Annotated in this window: 15 protein-coding genes; 7 read left to right on the forward strand and 8 right to left on the reverse strand. The window is 62.6% G+C overall.

Features of this window, described 5'->3' with window-relative positions; genetic code table 11:
- Window positions 1-25: 25 nt before the first annotated feature.
- The 7 genes from AC6I6N_RS09745 to AC6I6N_RS09775 all read left to right on the forward strand — a co-directional run bounded on the left by AC6I6N_RS09745 (window position 26) and on the right by AC6I6N_RS09775 (window position 12,555).
- Window positions 26-1,054, forward strand: a complete 1,029-nt coding sequence (locus tag AC6I6N_RS09745; RefSeq protein ID WP_034036934.1) for an AAA family ATPase — start codon at window positions 26-28, stop codon at window positions 1,052-1,054.
- Window positions 1,054-3,684 (forward strand): S8 family peptidase, encoded by a 2,631-nt coding sequence (locus AC6I6N_RS09750; RefSeq protein ID WP_034036932.1) that lies wholly within the window; start codon window positions 1,054-1,056, stop codon window positions 3,682-3,684. The genes AC6I6N_RS09745 and AC6I6N_RS09750 overlap by 1 nt, the downstream gene beginning before the upstream one ends.
- Window positions 3,685-6,897 carry a DUF1156 domain-containing protein gene (locus tag AC6I6N_RS09755; RefSeq protein ID WP_213152847.1) on the forward strand — a complete coding sequence of 1,071 codons (3,213 nt, stop codon included), beginning with the start codon at window positions 3,685-3,687 and terminating at the stop codon, window positions 6,895-6,897.
- Window positions 6,894-7,391, forward strand: coding sequence for a hypothetical protein (locus AC6I6N_RS09760; protein WP_034036930.1), 498 nt, complete (start codon window positions 6,894-6,896; stop codon window positions 7,389-7,391). The genes AC6I6N_RS09755 and AC6I6N_RS09760 overlap by 4 nt, the downstream gene beginning before the upstream one ends.
- A 10-nt stretch (window positions 7,392-7,401) precedes the next feature.
- Window positions 7,402-10,176: a DEAD/DEAH box helicase gene (locus AC6I6N_RS09765; protein ID WP_034036929.1), complete on the forward strand. Its 2,775-nt coding sequence runs from the start codon at window positions 7,402-7,404 to the stop codon at window positions 10,174-10,176.
- Window positions 10,177-10,252: 76 nt separating this feature from the next.
- Complete coding sequence (locus tag AC6I6N_RS09770; RefSeq protein ID WP_153576318.1) at window positions 10,253-10,684, forward strand: hypothetical protein; 432 nt, start codon at window positions 10,253-10,255, stop codon at window positions 10,682-10,684.
- 35 nt (window positions 10,685-10,719) lie between these two features.
- Window positions 10,720-12,555, forward strand: coding sequence for a DUF262 domain-containing protein (locus AC6I6N_RS09775; RefSeq protein ID WP_034036928.1), 1,836 nt, complete (start codon window positions 10,720-10,722; stop codon window positions 12,553-12,555).
- A gap of 83 nt (window positions 12,556-12,638) precedes the next feature.
- On the opposite strand, the gene AC6I6N_RS09780 is transcribed toward AC6I6N_RS09775, so the two are convergent.
- The 8 genes from AC6I6N_RS09780 to AC6I6N_RS09815 form a co-directional block, all read right to left on the reverse strand.
- Window positions 12,639-13,388 (reverse strand): TIGR03747 family integrating conjugative element membrane protein, encoded by a 750-nt coding sequence (locus AC6I6N_RS09780; protein WP_034036927.1) that lies wholly within the window; start codon window positions 13,386-13,388, stop codon window positions 12,639-12,641.
- Window positions 13,385-15,544, reverse strand: a complete 2,160-nt coding sequence (traD, locus tag AC6I6N_RS09785; RefSeq protein WP_497943470.1) for a type IV conjugative transfer system coupling protein TraD — start codon at window positions 15,542-15,544, stop codon at window positions 13,385-13,387. Before traD ends, AC6I6N_RS09780 begins: the two co-directional genes overlap by 4 nt.
- A 10-nt stretch (window positions 15,545-15,554) precedes the next feature.
- Complete coding sequence (locus AC6I6N_RS09790) at window positions 15,555-16,106, reverse strand: integrating conjugative element protein (protein WP_279870451.1); 552 nt, start codon at window positions 16,104-16,106, stop codon at window positions 15,555-15,557.
- On the reverse strand, window positions 16,103-16,681 hold the full coding sequence (locus AC6I6N_RS09795; RefSeq protein WP_151181684.1) for a lysozyme family protein: 579 nt from the start codon (window positions 16,679-16,681) through the stop codon (window positions 16,103-16,105). Before AC6I6N_RS09795 ends, AC6I6N_RS09790 begins: the two co-directional genes overlap by 4 nt.
- Window positions 16,666-17,355, reverse strand: a complete 690-nt coding sequence (locus tag AC6I6N_RS09800; protein WP_407722247.1) for a TIGR03759 family integrating conjugative element protein — start codon at window positions 17,353-17,355, stop codon at window positions 16,666-16,668. The genes AC6I6N_RS09795 and AC6I6N_RS09800 overlap by 16 nt, the downstream gene beginning before the upstream one ends.
- 71 nt (window positions 17,356-17,426) lie before the next feature.
- The gene (locus tag AC6I6N_RS09805) at window positions 17,427-18,074 is read right to left on the reverse strand and encodes a hypothetical protein (protein ID WP_279870453.1); all 648 of its coding nucleotides are present in this window, start codon (window positions 18,072-18,074) and stop codon (window positions 17,427-17,429) included.
- Window positions 18,071-18,655 (reverse strand): PFGI-1 class ICE element type IV pilus protein PilL2, encoded by a 585-nt coding sequence (pilL2, locus tag AC6I6N_RS09810; protein WP_320524261.1) that lies wholly within the window; start codon window positions 18,653-18,655, stop codon window positions 18,071-18,073. The genes AC6I6N_RS09805 and pilL2 overlap by 4 nt, the downstream gene beginning before the upstream one ends.
- A 179-nt stretch (window positions 18,656-18,834) precedes the next feature.
- The gene (locus AC6I6N_RS09815) at window positions 18,835-19,431 is read right to left on the reverse strand and encodes a helix-turn-helix domain-containing protein (protein ID WP_497943471.1); all 597 of its coding nucleotides are present in this window, start codon (window positions 19,429-19,431) and stop codon (window positions 18,835-18,837) included.
- Window positions 19,432-19,502 lie beyond the last annotated feature (71 nt).

Below are 19,502 nucleotides of genomic sequence, written 5' to 3' on the forward strand. Positions count from 1 at the left end.
GGCACATTTTTCGGAGCATGGGCTAATGGCGCAAGCTGATTTATTAGTTGATCTGATCAAAACCGCGACTAGCGGGGATCAGCTTGCCTTTCGCAAAGCGGCTGAAGCGCTGATCCAAGAGGAGAAGCAGAAGGGGCACCGACTGCTTGCGGAGCGGCTCGCGAAGGCATTGCACCCCAGCGCTATTCAGGCCGCACGCCCGCCGGCGGGCAAGGCCGTGGGCAACAGCCCGCACAAAGACCTGTTCTATGAGATTACACCTGAGCGAGACCTGCAAAGCCTCGTATTGCCAGAAAAGATCAAGGCACAGATACAAGAATTGGTGGAGGAACAGCATCGGGCGGAGTTGCTGCACTCCCACAACTTGCGCGCCAGAAACCGTGTCCTGCTCGCTGGACCACCAGGTAATGGGAAAACCACCTTGGCGGAGGCGCTGGCATTCGAGCTGATGTATCCGCTAATTGTCATTCGCTACGAAACCTTGGTTGGCAGCTATTTGGGTGAAACTTCCAGCCGGTTGAAGAACGTGATGGACTACGCCAGAACACAGCGTTGCGTTCTGTTCTTCGACGAATTTGAAACGCTGGGCAAGGAGCGCGGCGATACCCATGAAACGGGAGAAATAAAGCGCGTCGTCAGCTCTTTGCTGATGCAACTGGATGAAATGCCTGACTACGTAGTAGTCGTTGCAGCCAGCAACCACCCCGAGCTTTTGGATAAGGCCGTCTGGCGGCGCTTTCAGTTGCGCATTGAGCTGGCGACTCCAACCCGTGAGCAACTGACGCAATACATCGCCTCCATTGGCGAGCGATGCGGCGTGAAATTCGGCTATGAACCCGAAACGTTGGCGAAGCACCTGCTGGGGCTGAATTTTGCAGAGGTCGAAGAATTTTGTTTGGGTGTCGTTCGTCGTGCCGTACTCGACATGAAAACGGAAAACGCCCAACAAATTACCAAGCTGAAGCTGGAACAGTGGAAAGGCCGCCTGAAGCCAGCCGAAAAAAAGCGCACAGAAGCCGCTGGCGATGTGACTGAAGAGGGGACGAACCGCTGATGGCAACCTCTCTCCCTCTTCTGATGTTTCCGCAAGCGAGAACCATCCCACCGCCCAAAGGACGGCCTATCGTAATCGGCCAACCCCATGTTCCCGGACATGGAAAGCAGGTGACGCGCCTGGGCGCGCAACTGACCACGCTGCAACAAGACTTTGATCGCTACAAAGCCAGCGTCAGCGGCTCCGTGGCTGGCTTTGAGCCTGAAACGGTCTTGGTGATCGAAATTGCAGGTAGCGTCAACGAGTTTCGGCAGGCTGTCGAAGCCATTGGCCTGGAGTGGATGGGCGAATGGGATATTGACGACATTCCGCCCGATGAGGATTTTTTCGAGCGCAACACTAAAGGGGAACGCACGAACAAGGCCGTCAAAGGACGCATGTTCCTCTCGCTCGGCAACGAAGCAGGAATGCGGGAACTTCTCTCGCTGTGGGAGAAGTGGCGGGACAACAAAACGCTGCCAAACGGCAAAACCAAATGGCGCGATGTGTTCAACCAGACCGTACAAATCCGCCGCTGGGGAATTGGAGAGGCGCTGCGCGAGACAGGCATGCTGGATCGCTGGCAGGATTTACTGAACCCTATTGATCCAGCGAAAAAGATTCGATTTCAGATCGAGTTGTTCTATCGCCGATCAGAAGACAAGCGCAGACAGAACGAACGCAACGTCGCCACCCTTCTGCAAGCTGCGGGCGGTAAAGCCCTGGGCGGTTTCATCGACATGCCGGAAATCGCCTTTCATGCGGTGAAGGCTGAATTGCCTGCAGAGCGCATCCAGCAGCTTTTGAACGACCTGGAATCCCAGAGCCACGACACCGACATACAGCTCTTCAAATTTCATGGCGTCATGTATTTCCGCCCAACCGGGCAAAGCCTTGCCGTCACGGAAGATGGTGAAGGCGTCGATACAGAAATAGCCGAAGGGGTCGTTAGCTTTCCTCCCATCGCGGCCATTCTCGACGGCGTGCCCAATGTGCAGCATCAGGCACTGAAGGGCCGTTTGCTGCTGGACGATCCGGACAATCTTTCTGCGCAGTATCAACCGGGCGAACGAAAGCACGGTACAGCCATGGCATCTTTGGTGGTGCATGGCGATATGGCTGACAACCAAGCAGAGCCTTTGCCACGTCTGGTGTACGTGCTGCCCATTATGCAGCCAGATCCCCTCTCTGATCCGAGAAACAGAATCGAGCACGTCCCCGACGAGGTATTTTTTGAGGATCGCATCGCGCGCGCAGTTCGGCGGATGTTTGAGGGCGAAGGCGCGGTGCCTGCACAGGCCCCCAGCGTCTGCGTCATCAACCTCTCCATCGGCGACCCCGCACGCCCCTTCATCCATACACCCAGCCCTTGGGCAAGACTGCTGGATTGGCTGTCGTGGAAATACCGCGTACTTTTCTGCGTCAGCGCCGGTAACTATCCCGACGCCATCGACATTGCATTGTCTGGAACGGACTACCTGGCTTTGACCGACCCCCAAAAGGTGGAGCATGTGCTCAAGTGCATTCAGGCCCAATTATCCAGGCGGCGCATCCTGTCCCCGGCAGAATCCATCAATGCCATCACGGTCGGCGCAACCCACGCCGACAGCGGTGGCAACTACTACCAAGGGCAGCGGACAGATTTGCTGCCCGGCGCATCGTTGTTCAGCCCTGCCGCACGGCTTGGGCATGGCTTCCGTCGCTCAGTCAAGCCGGAAATTCTGTTCCCCGGTGGTCGGCAGTTGTATCGCACGCCGGTGCTGGACAGCCAAACTGTCTATCAACTGGATGGCGGGCTTGCAGCGCCGGGGCAACAAGTCGCCTGGGATAGCAACCAGGCTGGCGCTTTGTCGCAAACCGTCCATACACGCGGCACCAGCAACGCCACCGCCCTTGCCACGCGCAGTGCGGCACGCATTTATGAAGTGCTGGATGCGCTGCGCGGGGAACACGAAGGCAGCATTCCGCAGAGGCTAATTTCCGTACTCATCAAAGCGCTACTGGTTCATGGTGCCAAGCAGGATGATGATGCTTGCAAGGCCATCACCGCCGCGCTGAAAACGCGAGATAACTCACGCCAATTCAAAGAGGTGATGGCGCGCTACCTTGGCTATGGCGCAGTGCAGATCGACCGTGTGTTGGCGTGTGCTGAGCAGCGCGGCACGGTACTGGGCTGTGGCGAAATCCGTGAGAACGAAATCCACGAGTATCGCCTGCCGCTACCGCCAAGCCTGTCTAGCAGCCAGGAATGGCGTCGCATGGTGGTGACCCTGGCATGGTTCAGCCCAGTCAATCCTGGCCATCGGAATTTCCGCGAGGCCAAGCTGGAAATGTCCCCTGCCAGTAATTGGGGCGCTTTACCGCTGAAACTTGCGCGTCAAGACGGAGATCACAATCAGGTGCTGCGTGGAACGGTGCAGCATGAGGTGCTTGAAGGCACAGACCAAATCGCGGCATTTCAAGACGGCGACAACATCTTGCTGCACATCGCGTGCAAGAAGGACGCAACGGCACGTCTCGACGACGCCATTCCTTATGGTCTGGCTGTCACCCTGGAGGTGGCCGAAGGCATCCAGATTCCAATTTACGAACAACTGCGCACGCGGCTCCAGCCTCAAGTCGCTGTCGGTGCAGTTGGGGGTACACCTTAAATGGCCACAAAAAAGCAACGACTCCAAGAAGCCGTCGCCAAAGCCGTCGGCGCAGGTAAGGCGGTCGCGCTCGAAACGGTTGACTTCAACGACCCGAACCGCCCCAAGACCTGCCTGGAAGTGGACTTCCCGATCCTGCCGGTTAATCAGGTGGCGATCATCGAAGGCAACGCGGGCAAGCCGATCTACCAGATGTCGAAGTGGTGGGCGCGGCGGCGTTCCAGCGTGTTCCGCTCCATGCTGATCGCGGCGGCCACCAAAGCGCCGGACGACCCTTCGCACGCGGCCAAGCTGGTGTGGGACAACTACTACGCCAACCACCAGAAAAAAGGCGCGTTCAAGCACCTGAAGGTGGCGGACATCTTCATGGGCGGCGGCACCACGCTGGTGGAAGGCTCGCGCCTCGGGATGCAGATGGTCGGCAACGACCTCAACCCGGTCGCGTGGTTCGTGGTCAAGCAGGAACTCGCCAATGTCGATCTGGAGGAGGTGAAAAAGCTGCTCGCCGACATTGAGGCCGAGGTCAAGCCGCAGATCCTGCCGTACTACTACTGCGATGGCCCGCAGGGTGAGAAAGGCAAGTGGACGCACCTGCCCAGCAAGAAGGCGATGCCGGCCGACTTCGACCCGCTCGCCATTCCGCGTGACGAGCGCAAGGACTACCGCTACGAAGGCCCGGAGATCATCTACACCTTCTGGGCCAAGCACGGGCCGTGTCAGGTGACGGGCTGCGGCCACCGCACGCCGATCATGACCAGCCCGGTGATGGCGGTGAAGACGCTCACCGTCAAGCATTGGGCACACACCTGCGGCAAGTGCGGCAAAGCCTTCGACGTGGAGGAAGAGGCCGCGCGCATGGCACCCGATGTGCCGCTCGTAGTCGCCCCCACCGAAGCGCCGTACTCCGTGCTCGACCGCAAGAAGGGCGTGATGTGCCCGCACTGCGGCCACACCGCGATGGTGAATCTGGGCAAGGGCAAGAACAAGAAGGTGGAGCTGAGCCTGTTGGTGCATCCGCAATGGCTGGCGGGCGAAGCGAAGCAGGATGCAAACGGCCAGCCTTACGGTGGTTCGGCGCAGGACGATGTGGCGGCGACCACGCGTTGGGATGCCGCACGCGCCGCGAAGATTCGCCTGTTGGAAGTGCGCGGCACGCTTCCGGATGAAGTGACCGACCCGGAAACGGGCGTCACCTTTGCGCCCGAGAAAGGCACGGTGCCGAAGAAGTCGAACTACGCCTGCTCAGCCTGCGGCACGGTGCAGGATGTGCTGACCACCATCAAGGCCACGGGCAAGACCGGGCCGATGGCGGCCTACGCGGTGCAGGGCTACGCCCCCAAGCGAGACGAAGCTGGCAAGCCCTACAGCGGACGCTTCTTCGCTGCCTACGACGCGGCGCACGCCCGGCAGTACGACAGCGCGTTTGCGGAATGGGAAGAGCGCAAGGACGCTGACCTGAAGGACTACTGGCCGCGCTCCGAACTGGCCTATGGCTTCATGACCCACCACCTGCAAGGCGGCGTTCCGAACCACGGATTCACGCACTGGTGGACGATGTTCAACCCGCGTCAGTTGCTCGTTCACGCACAACTTCTGAAGGCGATTGTCGAGGTTGGAGGCTACGAATGGAAAACACGCGAGTATGTGCTTGGCGCCTTCCAGCAATATCTTCGCAATCAGAGTCAATTCACTTTATGGAATGTGCAAGGCGACAAGCTGGAACCACAGTTTGCTAACAATAACTTTCATCCTAAGTCCACTGTTGTCGAAAACTGTGTGTTCCCTGCGCTTGGGCGCGGCAACTGGGCGGCCTGCGTCGAGGGCATCGTTGAGGGACGCGAATGGGCTGTAGCTCCTTGGGAAGCAGTAAGCCTTGAAACCCTGAAGCGTCAGGCTCCTGCATTGGCAGAACAGATTGCTGGCAAGAGCGAGAAGGTCTATCCCGGTGATCCTGTCGGCGAAGTTGGCGTGTTCCAAGGATCGTCCACCGATCTTGCGCACGTCTCCACATCCAGCCTCGATCTGGTCATCACCGATCCGCCCTTCGGTGGCCTGCTGCATTACTCAGAGCTGTCCGATTTCTTCTACGTCTGGCTGCGCCTCGCGCTGAAGGACAAATATCCCGACTACTTCCGCGCCGACTACACGCCTAAGTCGCTGGAGGCGGTTGCCAACCGCGCACGCGAACCGGAAGACCCGGATGGCTTCTACCAGCGCCTGCTTACGCAGTGCTGGCGCGAAGCGCACCGCGTCCTCAAACCGAGCGGCATTCTGGCCTTCACCTTCCACCACAGCGAAGATGAACCGTGGGTGGCAGTGCTGGAATCGCTGTTCGACGCGGGCTACTACCTTGAAGCGACGTATCCCATCCGCTCCGATGAGACCAAAGGCGAAGGCGAGTTCGGTTCCAAGACCATCGAGTACGACATCATCCACGTCTGCCGCAAGCGCACCGAAGAACCCAAGCCGGTAAGCTGGGGCCGCATGCGCCGCGAGGTGATGGCGGACGTTCGCCAGTTGCAGGCGATGCTGGAAAACCACGCGAAGGAAGGCCTGCCTGCCGCCGACATTCAGGTCATCCGGCGCGGCAAGGCGCTGGAATACTTCTCGCGTCACTACGGCAAGGTGTATGTGGATGAAGGCCGCACCATCTCCGTGCGCGACGCGCTGGTCGGCATCAACCAGCTCATCGACGAGGATGCCAACAAGGGCGCGGAACCGCCGCCGGTCACCGCCGAACCCATGACGCGCCAATTCCTGCGCACCTTCGGCGCGGCCACCGAGCTAAAGCGCGACCAGTTGCAGAAGTTCCTGCGCGGCAGCATCACCACGCCGGATGACTTCGTGCAACGCGGCTGGTGCAGCGAGGTGAAGAAAGTCTTCACTCGCACTGCGCCGCTGGACTTCGCCCGTGAATGGCAAGGCAGGCACCGCCGTCGCCTGACGTCTGATCTGGATCAGGCGCTGGTGCTGATTGGTGCCTGCGTGGATGGCAGTGGCATCAATGCTTCGGACACGCTGAAGAACGAAAACTTCAAGCCACATGTCGCGCTCAAGCCACTGCTGGAGTGGCTGCAAAAGAACGGCCCGGATCAAACCACTCGCAACGCAGCATCCCGCGCAGTGACGATATTCACCGCCTGGCAAGCCAGCCAGGCTCCGAAGCCCCAACAGGCTTCGCTGTTCGATGACGATGGGGAGTACGGGCAATGAGGCAATTGCGCGACTCGGTCTGGCAGGTGCGCGGCACCAGTTGGGTATGGGACGAAGAGGCCCGCAACCAGATCTGCGTGGCCAGTGAGGTGTGGAGCCTGCGCCAGTTTTTGCGCGCCAAAGGTCAATGGCCCGACGACCTGCCGAGCAATGGCGGCAGAACACTAGTGGTCGCCGGGCTGGATGGCAGCCTCGATCTGCTGATGCCAACGGATGCCGAAATGTGGCTGGCGGACACCATCAAACCTGCGGTGCTGTCTTTTCAGGACGAATGGGGCAGCGATGGCGCGTTGGTGTTCTGGCTGCCTGGTGGCCACAACCGTATCGGGGCGAATGCCGCTACTGATGAGGTGAGCTGGCTGTGCCACACGCCCCACGGTCACCAAATCGACTTCGGGCGCATCCTCTGGGGTCAAGCCAATGAGTACCCGCAGGAAATTCTGCTGCGCGACGGCGGCAGGCCTGCTGGCCTATTCCACCTGCGGATTACTTGAGGGTGGCTGAGTGACGGCAGAGATTCAGTTCCAACCCGGCGAACGCATCACCCACCACGAGTACGGCCAAGGCGTCGTGCTCGACCCAGCGCGTGACGGGTATTTGCGCGCGTTCTTCGGCGTCGGTGAACGCCGCGTGCCGGTGGCATCGTTGCGGCGCGAACTCACGCGCACCGAGCGCATCCTGCGCGCCGTGGATGGCAGTGCGGATCGCGGGCGCAAGGCGTGGCTGTCCTATGAAGCCCATGCACTGCCGGTGATGGAAAGCGCCTCGGCGCTGACCTCGGCCAAGATCGACCTGTTGCCGCATCAGGTGGTGCTGACGCACCGTATAGCCACCGCGTCGCCCCGGCGCTACCTGATCGCCGACGAGGTGGGCTTGGGCAAAACCATCGAAACCGCGCTGATCCTGCGCGAACTGGCCAGCCGTGGCGAACTGAGCCGCGCGTTGATGGTGGTGCCTGCTGGCCTCGTGAACAATTGGCACCGCGAGCTGAACGAGGTGTTCAACCTCGACTTCGAGGTGTTCGGTTCCGAAGGCGACATCACCGACCGCAAGACCAATGCTTTCGCCAAGCATGATCGGCTGATCGCCAGCATCGACACCCTGAAGCGCCCGGCGCGCATCAAGCGCCTGCTGGACGCGCCGCGCTGGGATCTGGTGGTGTTCGACGAAGCGCATCACCTCACGGCCTACAAGACCGGCGGCAAGGTGCGCAAGACCGAGAACTACAAGCTGGCCGAGGCGCTGAAGGATCACTCGCGTGACCTCGTGCTGCTGTCGGCCACACCGCACCAGGGCAATCACTTCCAGTTCTGGATGCTGGCGCAACTGCTGAACCCAACGCTGTTCCGCAGCCCCGAGGAGATGTTGGAGGAGCGGCACCGGCTCAACACGGTGATGTTCCGCCGCACCAAGGCGGACGCCTGCCAGCCGGATGGCTCGCCGTTGTTCGCGCGGCGCTGGGTTCACACCGAATCCTTCGTTATGAACCAGGCCGAACGGCTGTTTTACGAGAAGCTGCGCGAGTACCTGGAGGACGGCTTCGACCTCGCGCGCCGCCAAGGCAATCAGGGTCGTGCGCTGGGCTTCCTGATGGCGGTCTTCCAGAAGATCGCGGCATCGAGCTTCGCCGCCGTGCGCCGCACACTCAAGCGCCGTCTGCTGATGCTGACGCTGCATGAAGCCTTCCTGCGCGACAAGGAGCTGGACATCGAAGGCCGCGAGCGCCTGACCGAGGAGGCGCGCGAGCTTATCCACGAGGAATTTGGCCTGCCCCGCGATAGCGTCGGGCGCAGCGAGGTGGATCGCGTGCTGGCCGACCTGAAGTACCGGCTGGTGAAGAAGCTGGATGAAGAAGCGCTGGAGATGGCCTCCGACCCCTACGCCAGCGAGTATTCGGCCACGCACGCGGAAGAAGCCGCCTCGGCGGTGGTGAACCTGCATCTGCCGGAGGAACGTCTGCGCATCGGCGACCTGTTGCGCGTGTTCCCGGCGCAACGCGAAACCAAGATGCAGAAGCTGCTGGATGGCTTGGGCACGCTGTGGCGGCAGAACCCCAACGAGAAAATCGTGATCTTCGCCACCTACCTGGGTACGGTGGACATGATCGCCCGCGAGATCGAGCAGACCTTCCCCGGCCAGGGCGTTGCCGTGCTGCGCGGCGGCGACCACGGCGCGAAGGTAGCGGCAGAGCGGCGCTTTCGCCAGAAGGATGGCCCGCGCGTACTGGTCTGCACGGCGGCTGGGCGCGAAGGCATCAACCTGCAATTTGCGCGTGTCTTGTTCAATTTCGACCTGCCGTGGAACCCGATGGACATGGAACAGCGCATCGGGCGCATCCATCGCTACGGCCAGCGCGACACCGCGCAGGTTTACAACCTCGTGCTGTCGGACACCATCGAGGGCCGCATTTTCCTGCTGCTGGACGAAAAGCTCACCGAGATCGCGCGCACGGTCGGCAAGGTGGATGACCAGGGCAATGCGGCCGAAGACCTGCGCGCGCAGATTCTTGGGCAGTTGTCGGAACGCTTGAACTACGACCGCCTGTACCAGGAGGCGCTGTCCGACCCGGAGCTGAAACGCACGCAGGTGGAGCTGGAGGCGGCGCTGTCGAACTCCCGCGAGGCGCGGCAGGTGGTGTTCGACCTGTTCCAAGACCTCGACGGATTCAGCCTCGACGACTACAAGCCCTTCTCGGACGTGTCGTCCAGCTTGGATCGACTGGTGCGCTTCCTCTCGGCGGCGGTCGCGGATCGCCAGCAGAAGCTGGTCAAGGTGGACGATGCGACCTACGACCTCGTCGCCGTCGAAGGCACGCGCCGCGCCCGCTTCACCCTGAGCCGCGAGGCGGCGACCAATCAGGACAATCTGCAACTGATGGGCTTGGATCACCCGTTGGTACAGGAGGAGCTGGGACGCTGGCGCAGCGTACCGCCGGAGGAAGTCGGCATTGCCGTATCCAGCGACGTGGACGAGCCGGTGCTGATGTCGCTGTGGATAGTTGAAGCATCCGCTGGCAAGGGCGAACGCCGCGTGGTGGTGCAGCCCATCGCCGTCAAGAAGGACGGCACACGCATTCCGGCGGTCGAGCGCCTGTGCGAAAAGTACCTGCAAGCACCGCCAGCCATGCCGACCTTCCAACCAGAACAGCGGATCGATCTGTTCGCCAGAGCAGTTGAACCGACCTTGCAGCGTGAGCTGAAGCACAAGGGAGCCGCGAACGGCGACGGCAGCTATTCTGCGGAATTGATCGGATACATTGAAATCGCCCCGAGTGGGTAGTTTTTGCCTGGAAAGCCCCCCGCACAGCAACGCCACGTGACTACGTGGCTTTCTTCTTCAAAAAAAGGAAATCGTTATGGCTCTTAAATCCAAAGAGTGGTTCTTCAAGAAATGTTTGGCCGAAATCAAGGACTACGGGCGCTTTTCGCACCTTGCGTGGAGTGTTCTTCAGAAAGGGATCGGTCAATCCGATGGAACGCGCGGACACGTCATGCAAGCTGTTGGCGTTAGTCAAGAATTTTTGACCTCGTTTCCTGCGTATTCCGCAGTTATCAAAGCATCTGATCCAACTCTTCCCTTTGATGTTGCCGCTCACCGGCAGCTGCAGAACGATCTAAAAAATTGGCTTGCGGGTCAAAATGGAACCTTTGGCCGTGCCGCTTACGGCTATAGCTATGACTCTTTCAAAAGAAATACGACAGCAACACTTGGAGGCACACGTCGTGGAGGGGGAGGTGCTGATGATGAATTCAAAAGGGTGCTCAGATTGATGGCCGAATATCTGTGATGCGTGACCATTGATAGGTGAAGCAGAGGAAGCGCATGGCTCGCATCGAGAACCACAAATACAGCATCGAAGAAGCCTTCAGGGAGTGCTTCTACATCGTGCCAGACTACCAGCGCGAGTACGTCTGGACGGACAAGGAAGTGCATCAGTTGCTCGAAGACATCGATGAGCAGATCGATGCGGGGACGACGCGGGAATACTTCATCGGCACCGTGCTGGTGTCGCCGACCGACCAGAAAAACCACTACGAGGTCATCGATGGTCAGCAACGCCTGACCACGTTCTTCCTGCTGCTGTGCGCGCTGAAGCACCTGTTTCAGGGTGAACCGCAGCGGCAGATCGTCAGCGGTCTGATCTCGACCAGCTACACGGACAGCGATGGCGAGACGCGAACCAGCCTGAAGCTGGAGCCGCGCTACGAGAATGCAGGCGAGGTCATCACCAAGCTGGTGGAGCTGGACGCCGATCCGCAGGCCGTGCGCGCGGGCATTCAATCGTCGGGCATCGCCAGCTTCGGTTCGCTGGAAAACTTGATCAGTGCCTATAGCACGCTGCACCGCTACCTGAAGGACAACTACGACAGCGCGGCCAAGCTGAAGAAGTATTGGGGCTATCTCGCCAACAACGTGGTGTTCATCCAGATTTCCACGGACGTGAGCAGCGCCCTGAAGATTTTCGAGACCATCAACGAGCGCGGCGTCGGCCTCAACCCGATGGACTTGCTGAAGAACCTGTTGTTCACGCAGGTGAAGCAGGCGCAGTTCACTCAGCTCAAGGACGAGTGGAAGAAGATCACCAAACCGCTGGAGAAGGAGAAGGAAAAACCTCTGCGCTTCCTGCGCTACTTCCTGATGGCGAACTACGTCATCAAGAACGACCGTGGCGACGCCGTAGTGCGCGAGGACGAAATCTACGACTGGTTCGTGGACAAGGAGAACGCCGCGCTGTGCGACTACGCGGGAAAGCCCTTCGAATTCGTCCGCAAGGTTATCCGCAACGTCGAGCACTACCTCGCGTTTTCAAACGGTCTGGGCAACGATGGCAAGCCCAGCCTTGCGATGGACAGCCTCAAACGACTGGCGGGCGGCGCTTTCAGCTTGCACTACGTCCTTCTGCTGGCGGCGGCCAGTTTTCCGAAGCCGCTGTTCGATCATTTCGTGGCGCAGTTGGAGAGCTTTCTTTTCTACTACATCTTCACCAAGACGCCGACCAAAGATCTGGAGCGCAGCTTTTCCCAATGGGCCGATGAACTGCGCGCGATTGCTGGCGCGACCGATCCCGTCAAGCAGAAGGTGCAGTTCAACGGATTCATCGCCGACCGCTTCGACACGAATATGGCGGGCAAGTCGCAGGAGCTGGTGGACGCGCTCCGGCGCTTCACCCTGCATTCGATGCAGCAGTACCGCACGCGCTACTTGCTGGCGCGGTTGACGCAACACGTCGAGATGGCTTTCAGCGGGTTGAAGACTCCGGGCAGTCTGGAGCCGTTCACCAATCTGGAAATCGAGCACATCCTGCCCAACAAGCCGGAGGCCGATCTGCGCGGCAAGTGGGCCACCGAGAACTCGGGAACGGCCTACGACGACTACAAGAACCGGCTGGGCAACCTGACCTTGCTGGAGAAGCCCATCAACATCGTCGCGGGCAACGACTTCTACACGGCGAAGCAGGTTGAGTACCGCAAGAGCGGCAACTACCTGACCCGCAGTCTGGTTGAACTGACCAGTGTTGGCCAGAACACCTCCATCTCCAGAATCAACGAGAAACTGAAAGCATTTCCTGCGTGGAACGCCAAGACCATCGAGGAGCGCCACGGACTGCTGATAACTTTGGCGCAGGATGTCTGGAAGGCGCTACCCATTGATATCTGAGGTGGCTCCACAGATTCAGCAGTCTGTGCAGGGCAATTGAGGCGCTGGTTCGACTTCTCTTCGTTCAGTTAGGTTGTGCTTAGTCACAGGTACTTCTTGAAGCTCGCCGCCGCGATGTTCACCGCCAGTCCCAGCAGAAACGCTGCAGGCAGCAGAATCATCAAAGGGTGCAATGACACCGGCAGCGCCAGGTAGGTCACCCACGGCAGCACCGCCAGCGGCATCAAGGCCGCCTTCGCCCGGTGGTAGACGAAGCCCGATTCCCGCCCGGCGCCGAACTTGCGGATATCGCGGCGAACCAGTCCATCGACCAGGCCGACGAAGGCCGCGAGCAGGAACAGCGGCAGCGTGAGCACCAGGACCAGCAGGCGGACGATGAATGTCAGGACGGTGAAGCCGGCGGCAATCAGATAGCGCTCGGTCCAGACATAGACCTGGGCGAGGTAATAGCGGAAGTCCCGGTGCGCGCCTCGGCTGGGTGCGCTGGCCTGCGCCGAGGCGTCGCGCATCCAGTCCAGCAAGCCCGTCTTCACGAAAACCCACTCGTAGGCCCCCTCCACCAGCCAGCTTGCGGTGCGTCCCGGCTCCTGCACGACGGCGCTCCGGGTGAAATGGGTGGAGAGCTGGTTCAGTTCGTAGTCGAGCATGCCCTGCGCGTGGCGCCAGCCCTGGTCGGGCCAGAAAAGGTGCATGCCGACGCATTCGATGACGATGGACAGCAGCAGCGAGGCGACCAACACGCCGAACAGGCGCCATGGCAGTGTGACCACGCTGGCGACCAGGCTGCGCTGGCGTGCCTGCTGTCGCTCGGCGGTCGCGGCGGGCTCTTTCACGATGGCGCCTCTTCATCCAGCGTGCCTTCTTGCACTTCCTCGGCCAGATCCGCTGGCAACGCGTCGTCGTCGTGCAACCGGGGCAGCCCGTTGCCCTCCCACCATTCGCCCGCCTCGGCGTAGTGCTGGCGCATGTAGCCGGCCAGCTGCTGCAGGTCCCGGGGCATGGCTTCGTCTGGATCGGGCGCCGGCAACGGCATGCGGACCTTCCACAGGTTACCGCCTTCGATGAGGGCGAAGCATTGCCCCTTGGGCAAGCCGACTACGTGCGCGGGCTCGATGAGCGGCACGCTCGACGTGCTGATGCGGTCCTGCGCGTTGCTCGTGAAGTCGGTCGGGCCGTGGATGTCGGAACTGTCGGTGGCGCCGCTGACCAGCGTGGTGGTGTAGACCTCCACCTTCGGCAGTTGTCGCGTCAGCAGTTCGGCGGTGGCGGTCTCGCGCACCCGCAGCATGAACAGGTTGTTGAAGTTGCCGATGACCTGGCCGGCCTTGGCGCGATTGCCGATGCGCGCCTCGATGTCCGAGAGCGTCTGCGTATAGGCCGTGACCTGCATGCCCGCACCGCCACCCTTGTTGATGAGCGGGATGAACTCATCGCCCATCAGTTCGTTGAACTCGTCCGCATGGACATTGATGGCGACCTTGGCATTGGCCGATGCTCCAGGCAAGCCGTCGTCGATGCCGTGCTTGTAGATGTGCCCCGCTACCGACACCAGGTCGCTGAACATGCTGTTGCCGACGGCCGCCGCCACTTCGGCGTCGGACAGCGCATCCAGCCCCACATAGACCACGGCCCGCTTCCTGATGATTTGCATCCAGTCGAAGATCGGGCGCGGGTCGGACAGGTCGGAATAGTTCGGGGCGAGCAGTTGCGCGATCTTGCCGGTGGTGAGCTTCTCCAGTAGCGGCAACAGCGAAGCGACGATCTTGTCGAAGTAAGTGCGGTCGTAGCGCACCGCGGAGCGCAGGCCGTCGAGCACCGCGTCATAGGTTCGCGTCTGCGACAGGTACTGCTCCAGTGCCACCACCCGCTTCTCTCGCCCGACCATATGGCGCGGGATGGTCTTGTCGTTGAGGCGTCCTTCGAGCTGGACGATCACCTCCCAGGCCTTGGGCTCGGTTCGGGCAAAGAAGTGCTGGGCGTACTCGATGAACAGCGCGTCGATGTTGACGACATGGCGCTGGATCAGCAGGTAGTCCGGGCGCTGCCCCAGTTCCACCAGGGCGCGCGCGATGATGTTGACGAAGCGCCAGGCGAACTCTCGGAACGCGGCGCTGTTGCCTTCGCCGGAAAGCTGCCCCGCGATGCGGGTGGCGACTTCCGAGATGCGCCCGAACCGGCCCACGGCGTTGTAGCGTGCCGAGATGTCGGGCCAGCCCAGGTGGAACACGTACATCTCGCCTTCGCGTCCGGCGCGCCGGGCCTCGACATACATGCGCTTGAGCAGGTCGGCATCGCCCTTGGGATCGAAGACGATCACCACCTCGTGCTCGCCATGGACCTTGCGGCGGATGTCCTGCGTGATGAACAGTTCGGCCAGGCGCGTCTTGCCCACGCGCGTGGTACCGAGCACCAGGGTGTGGCCCACACGCTCGCCCAGCGGCAGGGTGACGTCGGTCTCGTGCGGCTCGATGCCATGCAGGCGCGGCATGCCACCCACTGGCGGCAAAGGCCGGACCGGGTTGAGCGGGTTGTCCCAGGCCAATGCCCGCGCCAGCCTAGGCAGCGGCGGCGGCGCGAACTCCAGCCGCTCCTCCAAGCGGCGCGCCAGGCGGTAGAACGTCGTCGGTTCGGCGTAGCGCCGGAACTCGGGCTTGTAGGTCTGCGTTAGCCGATGGGTGTGTCGTTGTTCCCAGCGGAAGCCACGCCCAACGAACAGGCGGTACTGGCTCACTGGCACGTCGCGGCTCGTCATCACGTAGCGTGGCAGACGACGGATGTGGCGGCGGTAGCGCAGGATGGCCCAGGCGTCGCGCAGGCGGACCGCGCCGAAGGCCAGGAAGGCCAGCGCGCTGCCGAGGCCGAGTACCGGATTCAACGCGAGCGACCACGGTGCCACCACGCACACCACCGCGGCGCCTGCGCATACGGCAACGGTGTATAGCTCCACTGCTGGCCGCAGCAGGACTTCGACGGCGTGCGGCTGGGCCATCGGGCAGTTCTCACTGTTCGATGCCGGTGGCGGTCACCAGCACCGGGTAGTGGCGCAGCCCCAGGCGCTCGGCCAGTTCGTCCCCGGACGCCGGTGCCAGCATCAGCCCGGGCGCCAGGGAACGCAGCGCTGCCAGTGCCTGCGGTGACTCGACCTGGACCACCAACCCCACGGCCCCGAGCTCGCGCAGCGCCGGGGCACGCTGGCGCAGCCAGGCATGGGAGCGCTGGTCATCACCAACCAGGAACATCGGCGTGAGCCCCGGCGCCTGGATCGCCCGGGGAGCCACATCGCCAGGGGCCAAATGGGCCGAACGCACCGGCAGCATGGCCGCCTCGCCAGAAGGCCCTTCGGGCAGGCGTGGCATCTCGATCCTGGGAGATGACCTGCTTCCGGTGCGCGGTTGCAGGTCTAGGGCTTGGTAGTAAGGCAACGCGGAGGCACCGCCGTGATCCTCGACGACGATCAAGGGCGGCGATTGTGCGAAAGCGGCTGGCACGGACACGAGCGGCAGCAAGCCGATCAGCCACCGCGTAGCGGGACGGAAGATTCGAGGCTTCATGGCAGGGTTCTCCGGGTATCCGAGCCCCGCGCTGGCTCGCCCAGTACGCGGGCCAAGTGGCGGCCAACACTCTGGCGGTAGCGCGCAGCGGGTGCGCCACCAGCGGGACGGTGGTAGCGGCCGATCGTGATCAGCCAGTCCTGGCCAGGCGCGTGCTGCTCGCGCAGGATCTGCGCGGCCAGCGCCAGGTTCCGATAGGGATCGAGCAGTTCGCAGGGGTGGTCGTAGCGGTGACGCTGGTAGCCCAAATTGATCTGGCCCAGGCCAGCGTCGATGCGGGTGCGCGGCACGTCACGCAATGCCTGGTGCAGGCCGGCGCAGGCCTCGGTACGGGTGGCGAATCGACGCGATGCCCCGGCCACGTTGAGCGTCCAGGGCCAGGGCACGAGGCGGCCGTGGTACTGGGCGCCACTCTCCTGCAAGGCCACGGCGTAAAGCACCTCCGCCGGGATGCCCGCGCGCTGTGCCGCGAACTGGTAGGCCGGCGGCGGGACCTCCCCCGCCTTCGCCTGGCCGAGTGCCCAGCAAGCCAGCAGCAGGAGCGGGAGACGCGCGAGGCCTACTGTCGCTGCCATTGGCCGCCGACCTGGCGCACGACGGCGGGCAGTTCGCCCTGCAGGCCGAGGGACAGCCAGCGGCCACCGTCATGGTTGAGAGTGATGTACCGGGCGCGCACTTTCGCCGGGTCGATACGGGCCCGGCGTGCCCATTCACGGATGCGCGCGTCGTCGGCGCGACTGCCGACGACATAGACATCGAACTCGACGCCCGACGCCTGCAGCCGCTGCACGGCCTGGTCGCAGGCGGTACAGCCGTCCTTCACGAAGATGGCGGTTCGGTCGGTGCCTGATGCGATGGCGGTGCCCGCGCCGGTCGGCTTGGCCCCGGGTAGGTTGACCCTCGCCATGCCCGGCGCGATCCGTTGCCAGGCGGCGTCGTAGGCACGCTGGTAGGCCAGCGTCTTCTCGACCCGCCGGGCTTCGGCCCGAACCTGCAATTCCGCGTAGCGGCGGCGCTCCTCGTCGGAACGTGCTTCGATGCCAAGGGCGGTGAGCGGGTCGAGGCTGGGCGAGTAGACGCCCAGCGGCCCCTGCATCAACTCGCGATAGCGCGTCCATTCATCCGTGCGCAGCCCCCAGTCCTGCGCCCGCTGTTCGTCGCTGCGAGCAATGGCCGCAGGAGCTTCACGGCTCGGCGCCGTCCTGGCCGCGGTGGTTGCGCCGGTGGGCTGCGCGAGCGCCGCCTGCATGGCGGAGGCGGCCAGCAATGCAACCAGCAACGTCGGGGTCAAGTGGCGCGGGACCATCGGTGTGGGCCTCCTTATCGGGGCGGGATGGGCAGCCTGCGGATCTCGTCTCCCTGCCGGAAGACGGCGCCATCGCGCTCGATCCCGTCCAGTCGCCAGCCACCCTCCGACTCTCCGGCGCGCAGCAGGCGGACATCGGCCAAACCGGTGCCATCGGCAGGCATCACCGACACGAAGTGTTCTCCCGCACGCAGTTCCACTCCGATCAGGCGGAATGAAGGCTCAACAGGCTTGGGTTGGGCCGCCACAGGTTGGGATGGCCGTGGTGCGGGCAGCTTGGGCTGGCGCGAGCCCGGGCGGGCTTCCAGTCGCGTGACGCGGGTTTCCAATGCGTGCAGCGCATCGGTGGCGGCGTATTGGGCCTGCGCCAGCTCGATCGCCGCCAGCCGCTGGTCCAACGCCGCGGTGTCCTGCTCGTAGCGCGCCTGCGGCAAGGCGGCGGGCTGAGTATGGCGTTGTTCGACCCGATGCGATAGGCCATCCACTCGGGATTCGAGCAGGGACACCTGCGCGGTGGGCGCGAAGGCCTGGGTCTGTTCAGCCAGCCCGGACAAGGCCATGTGATCCACCAGCACCACCGCGCTGACGAGCAACAACCAGGTTGCGGCCGCGACCCGCAGCAGCGTCGTGCGCTGGCCCGTCGCTGAGTCCCGGATGGTCATGGCGAAACCTCCCGGATCAGCGGAGGGCTCTCCGCCGAACGGTTGATTTCCGGTGGCTTGGGCTCGTGCGGCGTATGAGCCTCCCTGAGGCTGCGGATGAAGCACACCTTCCGCTCACCGTCGTCGACCTGCAGATCCCAGACGGGGCCGGCCAGTGTCAAGAGCGCATCGCGCAGCAGGACCGGGCCGAGCCGGTAGTGAGCCGCCGGCAGCGGCAAGGCCAACAGATCGGCGGACTGCTCATCGCACAGCCGGTAGCCGGAACGCAGAACGAGGTGCCGGAGGGCATCCCCGACGGTGGCGCCCAGCGTGCCGGGGATCTCCACATCCACCACCTGCAGCAACAGGTCGTGCTGGGCCGCTGTGGGCGCGAGTTCGACCAGGGTGTAGCGGCCATACCGCGTCACCGGCACGAACTCCATCACGGCTTCGGGCGCGATGTCGGTGACTTTGGATACGGGCGTCGGTGGCACGGCGTTCGTCATCGCGCAGCCGCTGGCGATGGCGGCCAGGAGCAAGCCGGGCAAACGGATCAGATGGCTGCGTCCGGCAATACGGAAGAGCTGGCGGGATGGGCGCATGGATCGGTGTCCTGAAACAACGAGCCATCACCATCGCCGCGCCGGCCCTTTGTCACAGCAAACAAAGCGAATCCGTCGGCTCCCGATTTGCCGAAAGCAATGCCGGCAACCGCGCGGTCGCCAGGATGCATGTCGGGATCATGCCGCGGCGAGTCGTCGTGCCGATGCGATCTCGCCGCCTACCGCCGCGTCCGATCGTTGATCACGATATAGAAGACAGCCGGCTCGCCGCCTTCATTGCGAAACTCATGCACGCAATCCGAGGGAAAGAACAAGGTATCTCCGGCAGCGACGTCGAAGCGCCTTCCGTCGATGACCACGGCAAGCGCCCCCTCATGCACGACGAGAAACTCCTCCACGCCCGCATGGTGCGGGGGAAACTCGACGGACTTGCCCGGTGGCAACACGTTGAAGGCCAGATCGACCGCGCCGTCCTCGAACAGCGGCGAAAGAGAACGGCGTTCAAAGCCGGAAGCGGGGTCGTGATAGACCGCCTGGCGCTCCCTGCCATGCAGCCTGGGCTGGCGCGCATGGAATCCCCCCAGGAGTTGAGACAGACTGACCTGCAGTGCGGCGGCAAGCTTGCCCAGCACCGTGGCAGTGGGAACCGAAGCGCCACGTTCGATCTTGGAGATCATCGCGCGGCTCACGCCCGACAACGCCCCGAGCCGATCGAGGGTGAGCTGCGCCTCCAGGCGCAGACGTCGAAGATTGGCTGGGAGCGCTTCGGCGCGCTCACCTTTCTGCCTGGTCCGGGGAGCGGAGGAGTTCGGCATGGGCCGCAATCAAGTCAGGATGGATGCGTGGGGTCTTGATGACGCTGAAATCGATCGCGCCACGATTTTCT

The sequence above is a fragment of the Alcaligenes sp. LTN-3 genome (assembly GCF_059735605.1).